The organism is Streptomonospora sp. PA3 (genome assembly GCF_009728995.1).
Taxonomy (GTDB): domain Bacteria; phylum Actinomycetota; class Actinomycetes; order Streptosporangiales; family Streptosporangiaceae; genus Streptomonospora.
This window is the reverse complement of record NZ_VTZW01000009.1, coordinates 842,543-856,158: the sequence shown is the minus strand read 5'-3', so window position 1 is coordinate 856,158 and position 13,616 is coordinate 842,543. Positions and strand designations below refer to the sequence as shown.

The 13,616-nt window shown below is 74.7% G+C and carries 12 protein-coding genes and 2 tRNA genes; all 14 read right to left on the bottom strand.

The window, feature by feature from the left end; genetic code table 11:
- Window positions 1-42: 42 nt before the first annotated feature.
- Complete coding sequence (locus FZ103_RS12230; protein WP_156000806.1) at window positions 43-471, bottom strand: MaoC family dehydratase; 429 nt, start codon at window positions 469-471, stop codon at window positions 43-45.
- On the bottom strand, window positions 468-959 hold the full coding sequence (locus FZ103_RS12225) for a MaoC family dehydratase N-terminal domain-containing protein (RefSeq protein WP_156000804.1): 492 nt from the start codon (window positions 957-959) through the stop codon (window positions 468-470). Before FZ103_RS12225 ends, FZ103_RS12230 begins: the two co-directional genes overlap by 4 nt.
- Before the next feature lie 169 nt (window positions 960-1,128).
- Window positions 1,129-1,293, bottom strand: a complete 165-nt coding sequence (gene rpmG, locus FZ103_RS12220) for a 50S ribosomal protein L33 (RefSeq protein ID WP_040274966.1) — start codon at window positions 1,291-1,293, stop codon at window positions 1,129-1,131.
- A gap of 85 nt (window positions 1,294-1,378) precedes the next feature.
- Window positions 1,379-1,451: transfer RNA gene (locus FZ103_RS12215), tRNA-Met, on the bottom strand.
- 119 nt (window positions 1,452-1,570) lie between these two features.
- A tRNA-Thr gene (locus tag FZ103_RS12210) sits at window positions 1,571-1,646 on the bottom strand.
- Window positions 1,647-1,836: 190 nt separating this feature from the next.
- Entirely contained in the window at window positions 1,837-4,116 is a 2,280-nt protein-coding gene (locus FZ103_RS12205) for an AAA family ATPase (protein WP_394350097.1), read from the bottom strand.
- Between the two features lie 127 nt (window positions 4,117-4,243).
- Window positions 4,244-9,019 carry a TIGR02680 family protein gene (locus tag FZ103_RS12200; protein ID WP_255429891.1) on the bottom strand — a complete coding sequence of 1,592 codons (4,776 nt, stop codon included), beginning with the start codon at window positions 9,017-9,019 and terminating at the stop codon, window positions 4,244-4,246.
- 133 nt (window positions 9,020-9,152) lie between these two features.
- A complete protein-coding gene (locus FZ103_RS12195) occupies window positions 9,153-10,394 on the bottom strand; it encodes a DUF2398 family protein (RefSeq protein ID WP_186356167.1) in 1,242 nt (413 codons plus the stop codon).
- A gap of 133 nt (window positions 10,395-10,527) precedes the next feature.
- Entirely contained in the window at window positions 10,528-11,271 is a 744-nt protein-coding gene (locus FZ103_RS12190; protein WP_186356166.1) for a DUF2397 family protein, read from the bottom strand.
- Window positions 11,272-11,459: 188 nt separating this feature from the next.
- Window positions 11,460-12,002: a hypothetical protein gene (locus tag FZ103_RS12185; RefSeq protein ID WP_156000802.1), complete on the bottom strand. Its 543-nt coding sequence runs from the start codon at window positions 12,000-12,002 to the stop codon at window positions 11,460-11,462.
- Window positions 12,003-12,229: 227 nt separating this feature from the next.
- Window positions 12,230-12,520, bottom strand: coding sequence for a hypothetical protein (locus FZ103_RS12180; protein ID WP_156000800.1), 291 nt, complete (start codon window positions 12,518-12,520; stop codon window positions 12,230-12,232).
- 13 nt (window positions 12,521-12,533) lie between these two features.
- Window positions 12,534-12,782: a hypothetical protein gene (locus FZ103_RS12175; RefSeq protein ID WP_156000798.1), complete on the bottom strand. Its 249-nt coding sequence runs from the start codon at window positions 12,780-12,782 to the stop codon at window positions 12,534-12,536.
- 13 nt (window positions 12,783-12,795) lie between these two features.
- Window positions 12,796-13,041 (bottom strand): hypothetical protein, encoded by a 246-nt coding sequence (locus tag FZ103_RS12170; protein ID WP_156000796.1) that lies wholly within the window; start codon window positions 13,039-13,041, stop codon window positions 12,796-12,798.
- A gap of 55 nt (window positions 13,042-13,096) precedes the next feature.
- On the bottom strand, window positions 13,097-13,342 hold the full coding sequence (locus tag FZ103_RS12165; RefSeq protein WP_186356165.1) for a hypothetical protein: 246 nt from the start codon (window positions 13,340-13,342) through the stop codon (window positions 13,097-13,099).
- Between the last annotated feature and the right edge of the window lie 274 nt (window positions 13,343-13,616).

Here is a 13,616-nt window from a genome sequence, read left to right as displayed (position 1 = left end):
GGGTGTGCCGGCTTCCGCCCGCGCGGGCGGAAGCCGCTGGACTCAGGCCAGGCGGACGAGCGCGGTGGAGCGCGCCAGCACCTTGGCGCCGCCCGAGCGGGCGGTCAGGGCGATGCGCACCAGGTTGTCGTCGAGCTTCTCCTTGACCACGCCGCTGACGGTGATCTCGGCGCCCTTGTCGTCGTCGGGCACCACGACCGGGGCGGAGAAGCGCACCTTGTACTCCACGAGCGCGCCGGGATCGCCCGCCCAGTCGGTGACCAGGCGCCCGGCCTGGGCCATGGTGAACATACCGTGGGCGATCACATCGGGCAGGCCCACCGACTTGGCGGTGCGCTCGTTCCAGTGGATGGGGTTGAAGTCGCCCGAGGCGCCGGCGTAGCGGATCAGGTCGATGCGGCGCACCGGGTAGACCTGCTCGGCTATCTCGGTGCCGACCTCGACGTCGCGGTAGCGGACGGTGGCGGTCATGCGCTGCTCCCCTGCCCCTTCGCGCCCTGGGCGCCGGCTTCCTCGGCCGCGCCGCGCACCACGAGCATGTTCACGGCGGTCACCACGAGTTCGCCCTCGGCGGTGCGCATCTCGCTCTCCAGGGTGAGCCGCTCGTTGCCGCCCAGCGCGGCGATGTCGGCGATGCGGGTGACGGTCTCGACGACGTCGCCGGCCTGCAGCGGGCGCTGATAGGCGAAGCTCTGGTCGCCGTGGACGACCATGGAGAAGTCCAACCGCAGTTCGGGATCGACGACCGCCTGCGACATCCCCTCCATACCCATGATGACGGGGAAGGTCGGCGGAGCGATGACGTCGCCGTAGCCGGCGGCGCGCGCGGTGGCGGTGTCGATGTAGATCGGGTTGGGATCGCCGATCGCCTCGGCGAACTCCCGGATCTTGCCCCGGGTCACCTCGTAGGGTTGGGGGGACCGGTACTCCCGGCCCACGTGCTCGCGGTTGATCCCCATCGGCTCCCTCTCACTGTGCTCTGCGCCTGCGCACGGGCGCGCGGCGGCCGGTCGAGTCTGGTGGAACACTAATAGCCCAGCGAGCGGAAGTGCTCGCTGGGCTGGTGCTCACGTGCCTCTATGGTGCCGCCGCCCACCGGGTGTGCCGGGCGCCCGCTCGCGCGACCGGCTAGCGGGTCTCGCGGTGCTCGCGGTGCTGCCGGCAGTTCGGGCAGAACTTCTTCAGCGAGAGACGGTCGGGGTTGTTCCGACGGTTCTTGCGCGTGATGTAGTTACGGTGCTTGCACTCCTGGCAGGCCAGGGTGATCTTCGGCCTGACGTCAGTGACAGCCACGTCGGAGTGCCTTTCTCGCTGGTATCGGTGGACACAACTTCAGAACCCGCGCAGCACCCTGCACGGGCAGGGGCGACGAGGGCAGTAGCGGAGGCCGGACTCGAACCGACGACACAACGATTATGAGCCGTTTGCTCTGCCAACTGAGCTACTCCGCCGTAGAACCCGGGCGAACCGGGAACCCGTACTGAAGGTTACCCGAACCCGGACACACCGGGGAACAAGGATTCCTCCGGTGTGATTCCCACCTGAGCGGTTCGCAACCTCAATCAAGTGGTGGAGCCCCTTTACGGAATCGAACCGTAGACCTTCTCCTTACCATGGAGACGCTCTGCCGACTGAGCTAAAGGGGCACGCCCCGCGCGGTGCGACCCGGTTCCCGGTGCTTTCCGCCGTTCGCGTTGGTCATGACTATACAGGGATCCAGGGGTGCTCTGCCAAATCGGCGCCCGCGGCGGGCCTCGGGCGGGGCTGCGGCACCGCCGCGCTGCCGCCCCGACCGGCGGTTCGCCGCGCTTCGCGGACGCAGCGGCCGACCGGGGCTCAGGCCAGTCCCGAGTACGGGCCGGGCGGCGGCCCGTAGCCCTGCCAGGGCCGGTCCCCGCCGGCGGGCGCGCCCGCGGCCTCGCCCCCGTACGGCCCTGCCGGAGCGGGCGCCTGCGCGCGGGCGGGCGCGGAGTCGCCCGCGGCCGCGCGGCTCCCCTCGCCCGCCCAGGCCGCCTCGCCGGTGCGCCCCGACTCCGCCACCCACACGTTGGACATCGCGTCGCGCTGGATCCGCCGGATGTCCGCGCGCAGGCCGAGCCGGTGCAGCGCGTCGGGCAGCCGGGTGTCGTGGGTGAACACCACGAGCTGGCGGTGGCGGCCCACCTCGGCCAGGACGCCCGCCAGCCCTTCGACGGTCTCGGTGTCCATCGCCTGCACGGGGTCGTCCAGCAGCAGGAAGCCGAACGGGTTGTCGGGCACCATGGTGCGCGGCAGGCAGATCGACAGCGCCAGCGCCTGGAACTCCCCCTGGCTGAGCAGGCCGGGGGCGTTGCCCTCGTTCTCGGAGCCGTCGACCGCCACGTCGACGGCGACGCGGCGCCTCGCACCCCGCCCGACCAGGCGCAGCGCCTCCAGATCGATGCGGCGCTCCTGGCGCAGCCGGTGCCAGACCTGCTCGGCGTGCGAGGCGAGCGGGCGCAGCCGCTCGGCACGGATCTCCCGGGCGATCGCGGTCAGCCACTCCAGGGCCCGCTCGGCCGGCCCCAGGGTCTCGCCCGCGCTGACCGCGGCCCTGGCGTCCTCGACCCACGCCCGCAGCTGGTCGGCGAGCTCGCCCCAGCCGTCGGTGGGGTCGTCCAGCTGCTCCCCCGCGGCCTTGCGCGCCGCGATGGCGGTCGAACGCAGCCGGCGGCCCACCGTCTCGATGTGCTCGGCCAGTTGGGTCAGGTCGCCGATCTCGGTGCCGGCCTCCCACTCGGCCCACACCCGGCCCAGCTCGCTGTCGGGCGGCAGCCACGAGGGCATCGGCGCCATGAGGAACCGCGCTTGGTCGCGGGCGTTCTCGGCGCGCTCGTAGGCCGCGGCCGCGCCGGCGGCGACCGGTTCCAGCGCTCGGATCTCGGCGCGGGCGCGCCGCTCCCAATCGGGCCCGAACGCGCCGCCGGTGCCGCAGGTGGGGCAGTCGGTCTCAGAGGGGTGGCGCTCGCGGTGCTCCAGGGCGCGGCGCAGCAGGTCGACGACGCCGCGGGCGCGGTCGCCCTTGGTGCCGGCCGCCATCGCCAGCTCCATCGCCGCTCCGCGCAGCTCGTTGACGACGTCGGTGAGCAGGCCGCGCTCGGGCACCGACAGGCGGCGCAGGCGGCGCAGCACCAGGTGCCGCTGGGGGTCGGCCGGGCCGTCGTCGGCGGCGATGGAGGCCAGCCGGTCCAGGTCGATGTTCTCGGCGCCGAGGAGGTCGGCGGCCATGGCTGCGCGCCGGTCGCCGCCGGCGCGCAGCCGCTGCACGAGGTAGCCGTGCTCGTGGCCGGGGCGGTCCCGCTGCTTGGCGAGGCGGTCGCAGGCCTTGGCCAGGCGGCGCTCGGCGTCGGTGAGGTCCGTGAGCCCCAGCAGCGCCGTCAGCGTGTCGTAGAGTTCGGCGGCGCGGCCGGTGACGGCCCGGCCCAGCTCGTCGTAGGACAGAAACGGCCGGTACCTGGCCAGTTCGGGGTCCCAGCCGCGGCTGCGCAGCGGTGCCGCGGTTCCGTCGGGAGCGACCACCTCGCCGCGGGCCGAACGCACGCTCTCGCCGGTCCAGGTGCGCGTGACGCGGGTGGGGCCGGGGTCGCCGGCGAGCTGGAGCTCGACGGTGATCTCGGTGCGTTCGTCGAAGTGCAGGTTGCGCCAGCCGTCGCGCCAGCCCTCGGGCATCGCGTCCCAGCGCAGGTTCCGGCCGGTCAGCGCCGCCTCGGCGGCCTCGGCGAAACTGGACTTGCCCGAGCCGTTGCGGCCCACGATCACGGTCAGGCCCGGCCCGGGGGCGAACTCCAGGGAGCTGGGCCGCCCGATACCGCGGAAGCCCTGCACCTCGATGCGGCGCAGGAAGCTGCGGCGGGCGTGCGCCGGGGCGGCGCCCGAGGCGTCGCCGGCCTCGGGCGGCTCGGGCACCTCGTCGCCGCGGGCGCAGGCCGCGACGGCCTCGTCGCCCTGCAGCGCCGCCAGCACCCACCGGCGCGCGGCGGGGTCCAGCCCGGAGTCGGCCAGGCGGTCCAGGAGCGAACGCGCGGCCACCGCACTGCTGTCGTACCGGCGCGGGACTGCGCCGGAGGTCGCAGGACCCGTCGTCACTGTCCTCACCACACCCGCTCAGTTGTCGGCCTCGCCCTGCAGACTAGGACAGGTCGGGTCAAAGCAGTAGCACGACCCGTGGCTGAGCGGCCGCGCCCCGAGGCGCTCCGGCCGCCGCAGGGGCGGTGCCGCCGGGTCCTCACACGCCCACGAGCCGGCGTCTGCTGCCGTCCCAGGTGAAGTGCAGGGTGGCGATGCCGGGTACGGCCGGGTCGCGCAGGCACTCGTAGATGTGCAGGCTCGGCACGCTCTCGAAGCAGCCCCACACGCGCTCGGACGTCAGCACGAAGTCGAGGTCGAGTTCGACGAGCAGCCCCAGCAGGCGGCCGTGGGTGGGTTCGTCGACCTTGGCGAAGGCGTCGTCGAGCAGGATCAGCCGCGGCGCGGCCGGCGCCTGGGCGGCCAGCGCCCCGAACTGGGCCGCGGCGGCGGCGAACAGCACCAGGTAGGCGACCACCCGCTGCTCGCCCTGGCTGAGAGCGGTGCGGTGGCTGAGCCGCCGCTCGCGGTCGGGGTGGGCGGCGTCGGTGACGTAGACCGTGAAGGCGAACCAGGAGCGGTAGTCCAGGGCGGCCCGCAGCTGCGCGCCGCCGGTGGCGGTGGGGTCGAGGCGGCGGATCGCCTCGATGCAGCGGCGCAGCGCGTCGCGCAGCCGGGTGGTCTCCACGCGGGTGCGCTGCTCGGGCGGCCGCGCCAGCAGCGGTACGACCGCCTGGATGTCCTCGTCGGCGTCGGGCGCCAGCTGCCAGTCCAGCCGCACGCCCAGGCCCTGGGAGGTGGTGGTGTCGCCCAGCACGTCGTTCATGGTGGAGATGAGCGCGCGGGCCTCCTCGATCTGCCGGCGGAGGTGTCCGGCGAGCTCGCCGAGCAGGTGGCGCTCGAAGGCCTCCTCCTCGCGCAGCAGCGCGTCCTCCTCCGCGGCGGCGACCGCCTCGTCCAGGTGGTCGGCGTAGGCGGTGACGTCGTGGCCGCCGTCGTCGCCGTGGACCGTGAGCCGCTTCAGGCCGGCGGGCTCGGTCAGCTCGGTCCAGGCGCCGACCGCGTCGCTGGCGGCGAGCATGCTGTGCAGCTCCTCGCGGCGGCGCAGGATTCCGCTGTCGTCCAGTTCGCTCTCCGACGCCTCGTCCAGGCCCTCCTCCAGGGCGGTCAGCAGGGCGTCCAGCGCCGCTACGCGCTCGGCGAGGACGTCGTGGTCGCCGTCGCCCGAGTCGGCGTCCTGGTCGGGCTCGCCGCCGGCGGCCCCCGCCGCCGGGGCCAGGTGCTCGGCGAGCTGGGCCAGCCCGGCCGCGGAGAGCAGCGCGGCGTCGGCGCCGCCGTCCTCGCGGGTGAGCATGGCGCGCAGCCTGCTCCCGGAGTCGAGAGCGCGGCGGGCCTGCGCGGCGCGTTCGAGCACCGCGGTGTCCAGCCGTGTCTCGGCGGCCACGCGGTCGTCGCGGGCGCGCTGGGCGGCGCGTTCCACCTCGGGCAGGCGGTCGGCGGCCTCGTCCATCCGTTCGCGGACCTGGTCGACGGCGGTGGAGATCTGGTCGGGGGCCGCCGCGCGGGCGCGGTCGGTCAGTTCGATCTCGCGCCGCACGGTGATCATGTCGGTGATGGCGGCCGTGCGGGCGTCCTCGGCGAGGATCCGCCCCGAGCGTGCGTCCTCCCAGGCCGCGGTGTGGCGGCGGTAGTCCTCCAGCAGGACGGCGAGGTTCTCCAGGTCGCGGTGGGCCGCCGCCAGCTCGGTGCGCATCCGCTCCACAGCGGTGCGGGTGGCGGCCAGGTGCTCGGGGGAGGTGGGCAGGCCGTACCGGGTGGCGGGCTCGGCCAGCTCGGTGCGCAGGCTCAGGGTCGTCTCGCGCGCCCGGTCCAGTTCGTCGCGGGCCGCGTTGTGCGTGCGCTGGGTGCCGGCCAGCCAGGCGCGGGCGTTGTCGAGGGCCGACCAGGCGGCGAGCACCGCGCAGGGGTCGGGCAGCGAGCGGTCGGTTTCGACCAGGGCCGCGTGCAGGCGCTCGATGTCGCCGCGGCGCTCCTCGGCCTCGGCCAGCAGCGCCTCGGCGATGGCGATGCGGCGGTCGATGTTGGCGAGGTGGCGGTCGCTGGTCTCGGCGCGGGCCTCCTTGCCGATGTACTCGGCCCCCGACTTGCTGTGGGCACCGGCGGCGGCCCCCAGCCGCCAGCGGCCGTCCAGGGAGACCGCGGTGGCCGCCGGCGGAGGGCTGTCGCGCCGGTGGCGGGGTTCGGGCTCCTCCTCGCCGGGTGGCGGCAGCAGCGCGATGGAGTCCAGCAGCGCCGAGACGGCGCCGGGGGTGATGCCCTGGGGCAGGGGGTCCGCGGGCGTGAGCGCCTCGCGCAGGCTGCGGCCTTTGACGGGGCGGCCGGGGGCGAGCAGCAGGTCGCGGGTGATTCCGTCGGTCAGCGAGCCGTCGGCGGCGATCCAGCCGGACAGCAGGCCGGACGCCTCCAGGGCGGCTTCCAGGCCCGCGCGCTGGGACTGGGTCAGGTCGGAGGCGAAGTCCACGGCGAGGTAGAAGGGGGCGCCGGCCGCGTCGTCGCGCGCGGCCGTGGCCCAGGCCGGCCGCTCGGGTTCGATGTGGCCCGAGGCGGCGCCGCGGCGCTCGGAGAGCTCGTCGAGCTCGGTGGACAGCTCCCGCTCCTCGCCCACGGCGGTGTCGCGTCGGGTGCGCAGTTCCCGCAGCAGCGGGTCGACGATGCCGTGGGCGTGGCGGGCGACGCGTTCGGGCACGTCGGCGTCGAGGACGCGCAGGCTGCCTTCCAGCGGCAGTTCGACCAGGGACTCCAGTTCGCCCAGCTGGGCGCCGAGGTCGGCGTCGGGCGCGGTCTCGCGCAGGCGGGCGCACCAGGAGCGGACCCGGTCGGCGTAGTCGGCGCTGGCCGAGCGGACCGCCTCGACGGCGGTGTGCTCGCGTTCGCGCGCTCGTTCGAGGGCGGCCTCGGCGGTCTCGGCCTCGCCGGCGAGGGCGGCTTCGCGCTGCTCGGCGGCGGCGCGGCGCTCGGCCCGCTCGATGAGGTCGGCGACGGCGGCCTCGCGCTCGGCGGCGGCCGCATCGGCGGCGGTGAACATGTCGTGCAGCTCGGCGAGGCGCCCGCGCAGGTCGCCGACGTCGATTCCGGAGACGGGTTCGCGCTCGACGGCCTGCTCCAGGCCCTCCAGGTTCACGCGGGTCACGCTCTCGCGGGGGGCGAGGGTGGTGGGGACGGGGTGAGGTACCTGGCCGAGGCCGGCGGGGTCGACCCCGGCGTCGCGGGCGGTGGTGCGCAGCTGCTCGTGGTGGCGGCCGAGCCCGTCGAGGGCGCGCCCGATCGCGGCGATGTCGGCGCCGACGCGGTTCTTGGCCTGCTCCTCGTTGGTCACCGCGTAGCCGGCGGCGGCCGAGGCCGCCTCGGCCGCGCGGATGTAGGCGGAGACGGCGGCGTCGCGGGCCTGCTGCTCGAAGTCGGAGGCCTGCTCAGGCGCGTCGCCGCTCCTGGAGAGGGTCGCGGCGTCGGAGGCGGCGGTGTCGCGGGTGCGGCGCAGCCGGTCGCGCTCCTCCTGGACGGTGCTTTCGGCGGTGACCAGCTCCTCCAGCTCGCCGGTGAGCCGCTCGACCTCGGCGTCGCGGCGCCGGTAGGCCCCCACCTGCTCGCGCACCGCCTCGGCCTGGATGCGCAGGGTGCGGTGCAGGTAGCCGCGGTAGTCGGCGAGGAAGCCGGACACCTGTTCGCGTGCGGCGCGCAGCGCGTCCAGCCGCGCGCGCGCCTGCTCCAGGTCGGTGATGTTGCGCGCCATCTCGTCCAGGACGGTCTCGTCCATGGGCGGCAGCGCCTCGGCGAGCACGGAGACGAGTTCGCCGGCCTCCAGGCGCTCGCCGATGGTGGGACGGCGCAGCCGGTACAGCAGGTGGACCAGGTTGCGGTAGCGGACCGGGTCGTCGATGCCGAACAGCTCGCGCATCACGCGCGCCCGGTAGTGCACCGGGGAGTCGTAGCAGTTGTCCGGACCGACTTCGCTGCGCAGCCGGTCGATGGGCATGGGGCGGCCGTCGGCGATCAGCCGCAGCCCGGCACCGATCTCCCGGTCGGTGATGAAGAACACGCTGCGGGCGTCGGCGCCGGGTGAGGCGGTGACGGCCGCGCCCAGGGTGATGCGGTCGGGGGCGGCCGCGGCGCCGTCCGCGGGGGATCCGCGGTCGGCCTCGGCCGGTGCGCCGTCCGCGGAGCGGGTGAACTCCACCCACAGGTAGCCCAGGGGCGCGGCCGGCCCCTCCTCCTCGGCGGGCGTGCCGCCGGGGGCGGTCTCGGCGGAGGCGCCGGCCGGCGCGTCCTCGGTCTCCGCGCCGGTGGTGCCGTCGTCGCGGCGCCGCCCGGTGCGCGGCGTGTCGCCGCGGCCTTCCAGCAGCAGCCAGCGCAGGCTGGTGCGGCTGCTGCCGGTGGTGTCGAGCCTGCGGGCGTCGCCGTCGAGCAGGAACGGCAGCAGCATCTCCAGCGCCTTGGACTTGCCGGCGCCGTTGCGGCCGCGCAGCAGCAGGCGGCCGTCGGCGAACTCGAAGACGTGGTCGTCGTAGTGCCAGACGTTCTGGATCCCGGCGCGGTTGAGGCGGTAGCGACCGCGGCCGGCCGGATCGCCGCCGTCCTCGCGGTTCGCGTCCTGGGGGCCGGTGTCGGCACCGCTGTCGGCGGCGGTCTCGGCACCGGATGCTGCGCCGCTGAGGGGGCCGGTCGGGGACGCGGCGGCCATCTCGCTGAGCAGGTCGCCGGCCGGCGTGGTGCTGCCGCCGTCGGCGCGCACCGCCGCGCCGGGCAGGCGTGCGGTGTCCCCGTGCTCCGGCCCGCGGGCCGGTGGGGACTGCCGGGCGCCGGTGGCGCCGCCCGGCAGTTCGGTGCCGCCGCCCGGTGGCGACGGCTCCGTTCGCCCGTGGGCGTTGGCGACGGTCATCGCCCGTCCTCCGCTCTGTACCGTCTCGCGCCGCGCCGCCGGAGTCTCCGGTGACGGGCGATCCTGCCATTCTTGCGGATGCCGCGAGTGCCCGGCGCGGGGTCCCGGCCTCGCGGGACACCGGGGCGCGCGGTCACCGCGGGGGGGTCGCGGGGGTCTCCGCGGCGCCCTGTTCCCGGTCGTGGCCGCCGCCTCCCGAAGGCCGGCCGCCGTAGCGCGCGGCGGCGGCCCGAAGGCGCCATCCCGAGCGGTCTGCGCCCGAGGGATCGGGATGGTGCATCAGTCCGGTGTCGTGCAGCAGGCGCAGGGCCCGGGCCGCGAGGGTATCGGGGTCGGGCTCGTGGCGCAGCGCCGACCGCGCGCCGAAGCCGGGCCGGGACCGGGTCTCGGCGGCGAGCACTTCGGCGAGCTCGCCGGTCAGTACGTCCTCGGGCACCTCCACGGCGCTTTCGGGAACCGACGCGGGGCTCAGCCTGGCCACCAGGCGCTCCAGCAGCAGCAGCGCCGCCTGCGCGACCGGGTCGGAGGCGGGGAAGGCGGCGCCCCCCTCGGCGGCGGCGTCGCCGGGCATGATCAGCGCGACGCCCTCGGCGCGGATCTCGGTGTCGCAGCCGAGCAGGTCGCCCAGTTCGGCCGCGGCCCGCCACTGGTGGTTGGCCAGCCGCCTGCGCTGGCGCTCGGAGAGGTCGGCGCGGTAGACGACGGCGGTCTCGGCGAGCGCGCGGCGCAGAGCGATCTCGCCGGCGTCGTCGCCCGCGGGATCGGCGGTGTCGTGCTCGTCGACGAAAGCGCGGGCGTCGGCGGTGGCGTGCGGCGGGTGGGCGACCACGCGGCGCACCACCTCCTGGTGCACGCTCAGCAGCGCCTCCTCGGCCGGGTCGTCGGCGTAGGCGGACAGGCTGCCGTGCGCCTCGCCGACCGCGCCCCATTCGGCGAGCTTGCGCAGTGCGGCGGTGAAGGCGCGGCGCTCGCCCATGCGCTCGCGCGGGGCCAGGGCGAGTCCGGCCTCGGCGGCGGCCGCGCCGACGTCCTCGGCCAGGCGCGCCACCGGGAGGGTCGAGGGGGCCTCGACGAGCACCGCCAGGCACAGCGCGAGGTAGCTGTAGGTGCGGGGCGTGAAATGCGCGCCGCTGGGGCGGGTGAGCGGGCGGGCGGCGGGCCGCGCCAGGCCGGTCTTGGCCAGCCGGGCGTGGTCGGCGGCGACGGTGAGGTCGTAGCCGAGGACCCGGCGGAAGCGCTGGATGAGCCAGTCGGAATGGGCGCGGATGAGGGCGAAGTCCTCGGGGTGGGTGCGGTCGGTGACGATCGGGTCGGCCAGCAGGCGCCGGGCCGCCGCCTGGCGCTCGCCCGTCAGGGCGATGTCCTCGGACGTCACGGTCGTCGCCACCTCCTGCGTCGCTGTCGGTCGCTTGCTCGGGGCCGCCGGTTCGCGGCGGCCCGGTCGAGGGGGCGGGCCGGCGTGGCGGTCGTGGGGCGGTGTGCTCACCGCCGGCCGTGCCGGGGTCGGGTCAGGCTTCGCGCGCGATCGGCAGGGCGGAGCCGGCCTCGTCCGCGGCGGGGTCGTCGGGATCGGTGCCAGGGGTGCCGGCGGTCTCGTCGGCGGCGTCGAAGGCGGTCACCCGCAGGCGCAGCCCGTCGAGGTTGAGGTCGCCGCCGCTGGCACGGAGGGCGATGGCGGCCTGCGGATCGTGGCGGACGTGCAGGCGGACGCCGAGTTCCAGATCGCCCGCCGAGACGGGGCGGCGCGTGGCGTCGCCCGATCCCAGCGCGGCGGTGAGCAGTTCCATCAGCACCTCCATGGCGGGGTCGGAGAGCCGGATGCGGGAGTCGTCGCCGGTGGGCTCGGCCAGCACGCGGCGCAGTTCCTGGGCGGCCGAGCGGCGCCAGTGCGCGGAGGACTCCGCGGCGTCGCGCAACCGGGAGCGCTGCGCGCTGTGGTCGCGCGCCGGTTCGGCGGGCAGTGCGCTGGCCAGGCGCGCGGCGGCGACGCTGGCCAGGGGGGCCTGCCACCAGCTGACCGTGGCCCCGGCGGGCTCGTCGCAGGGGCCGCCGAGGTGGGTGGCGCCGTAGACGGCGAAGGCGGCGGCGCAGATCTCGTGGGCGGCCCGGGGGTCGGCCTCCTCGAACCAGGCCGCCAGGCGCAGCAGGGCCGCGCGGCCGTGCCGGGGGGCCGGGCCCTCCGCCCGCGCCCGCCCGTCGGACAGCCGCTGCCAGGGGCCCGCGGTATCGCCGTCGGGCCCCGCCGTCCTCACCTGATCCGCTGAGACACCCACAACTCAGCAGACTAAAGACCCCCGGCCACCGTCGCGCACCGAACGGGGATGCCCGGCCCCGCGATCCGCCGGATTTTATGCCTCTGACCTGGAGCTATCGGACATCGGTATTTCTTAGGCGAGGGGATGTGAGGTGATCGGCGCGGGCGTACGGGCCGGTGCCGCCGTCACCACGCCGACGGCAGGGTCAACAGGCCGCTGCCGACCTCGCGCACGCGTCCGCGCATCCCCTCGGGGAAGCCTTCGCGGCCCCGGAAGGAGTAGCGGGTGTAGAAGGCCGTGCCGTCGACGATGTCGGCGCCGGAGAGTTCGACGGTCACCGGATAGGGCTTCTCCTGGCACTCGGGCAGGCACCAGGTGCCCGATACTTCACCGGTCCCGATCGCGGGTCCGCCGCCCCAGGTGGCCCACTGCACATCGGTGAAAGTGGTGGAGGGCGAGGCGACGAGGTTCTCGGGGCGCCGGTCGGCTTCGCCCTGCTCGTTGCCGTGGGTGTTGAAGACGAAGATGTCCTTCGGCGGCGCGGTCGGCTCGGTGCTCTCGGCGCCCATGCCGCCGGTGGCCGACGGCGGGGGCTGCACCGGCGACGGGCTCGCGCCGTCGGGCTCCTCCGCCGAGTCGGGCGCCGCGCCGCACCCGCCGAGCAGCGCGAGGATGCAGAGTGCGGCCGCCGCCCCTACCGGGCCGGCGGCGGGTTCGCGGGCTGGCATGGCACTCTCCTGGGCTGGTGGGCCGGCCGGCTGCGGATCGGTGAGCCTCTTGGCGGCGGTGTACCCGCGTGCGGCGCGGTGCTGCGGGCCTGTGCACAGGGCCGGGCACACAGCGGTCCCCCGGCACCCGCGCGCGTTCGAGTACCGGGGGACTTCGGCTTTGTGCGCCGAGCGGCGTTGCGGCGCCGCCACGGGGCGGATGCCTCGGGCGGCGCCGCGCCGCACGGTTAGTGCTCGTACCCCGTGCCCTTCGGGATGGCGTCGTAGGCGTCCTGGGAGTCCAGGTTCACCACGGACGGCCCGTTGGTGCAGTCGCCCGTGGTCTGCGGCGACAGCACCGGGACGGTGGCTCCAAGCACGGACAGGTTGGCGTTGCAGACGGAGATCGGCAGTACCTGCAGGTTCTGGTTGAACTGCTGGTCGCCGCCGTGGGTCTGCGCCTGCGCGGGACCGGCCAGCAGCAATGCCCCGAGGGCGGCGCCGGCGATGGTCCCGGCTGCGACGAGTTTGCGCAGCATGCCCGACCTGCCGCTAGTCGTCGACGTTGGCGGAGACGGGCCCGTTGGTGCAGTCGCCCGTGGTCTGCGGCGACAGGACCGGCACGGTCACACCGATCAGCGCCGAGACGTTGGTGTTGCACAGCTGGGCCGCGACGCCCTGCAGGTTCTGGTTGTACTGCTGGTCGCCCCCGTAGCCGCCCGCGTGGGCGGGAGCGGCGGCGACGACGGCCCCGAGGGCCGCGCCGGCGATCATGCCGGTGATTCCGAGCTTGCGCAGCATTGTGCTACCTCTCCTAGTCGACGTTGGCGGCGACGGGGCCGTTGGTGCAGTCGCCCGTGGTCTGCGGCGACAGGACCGGCACGGTGACACCGATCAGCGCCGAGACGTTGGCGTTGCAGGACTGCGCGGCGATCCCCTGCAGGTTCTGGTTGTACTGCTGGTCGCCCCCGTAGCCGCCCGCGTTCGCGGGAGAGGCGGCGACAACGGCCCCGAGGGCCGCGCCGGCGATCACGCCGGCGATTCCCAGCTTTCGCAGCATGGGGAATTCCCTTCTGACTGTGGAACGTACGGAAAGAAGAAGCGGGTCAGCGCTGTCAGTCGACGTTGGCGCCGCGCGGGCCGTTGGTGCAGTCGCCCGTGGTCTGCGGCGACAGGACCGGCACGGTCACACCGAGCACCGAGGCGTTGGTGTTGCACAGCTGGATGGGCACGACCTGAAGGTTCTGGTTGAACTGCTGGTCGCCCCCGTAGGACCCGCTGGCGTGCGCGGGACCAGCCATGAGCACAGCGCCCATCGCGGCACCGGCGATCAGACCGGCAGCGGTCAACTTCTTCATCACGATTCCCCCGGAATAATCAATACGAGGTGCTGGAGAAAGACGCATCGAGGCGCCCGTTGTCGCGGTGGACGGGAGCAATCATCGACGCACCCAAACGTTTTTGTCAACGCCAAAAACCGCGGATTCGATATGTCCATTTCGTCCACTCATTCGGCTTTGGTAACGAGACTTCGTAAACACGCGCAGATAAATTTGCCGGATTTTCCGGATGGTTTGGAGTGTCCGTTACCGCACGCCATCGGACCGCGGTCCCGTTTGTCCGGGGCATTCCAGA

Bases quoted from the DNA above. Each gene is read 5' to 3' on its own strand.
- FZ103_RS12230 (WP_156000806.1), bottom strand. From the start codon at position 471: ATGACCGCCACCGTCCGCTACCGCGACGTCGAGGTCGGCACCGAGATA.
- FZ103_RS12225 (WP_156000804.1), bottom strand. From the start codon at position 959: ATGGGGATCAACCGCGAGCACGTGGGCCGGGAGTACCGGTCCCCCCAA.
- FZ103_RS12200 (WP_255429891.1), bottom strand. From the start codon at position 9,019: ATGACCGTCGCCAACGCCCACGGGCGAACGGAGCCGTCGCCACCGGGC.
- FZ103_RS12185 (WP_156000802.1), bottom strand. From the start codon at position 12,002: ATGCCAGCCCGCGAACCCGCCGCCGGCCCGGTAGGGGCGGCGGCCGCA.
- FZ103_RS12180 (WP_156000800.1), bottom strand. From the start codon at position 12,520: ATGCTGCGCAAACTCGTCGCAGCCGGGACCATCGCCGGCGCCGCCCTC.
- FZ103_RS12175 (WP_156000798.1), bottom strand. From the start codon at position 12,782: ATGCTGCGCAAGCTCGGAATCACCGGCATGATCGCCGGCGCGGCCCTC.
- FZ103_RS12170 (WP_156000796.1), bottom strand. From the start codon at position 13,041: ATGCTGCGAAAGCTGGGAATCGCCGGCGTGATCGCCGGCGCGGCCCTC.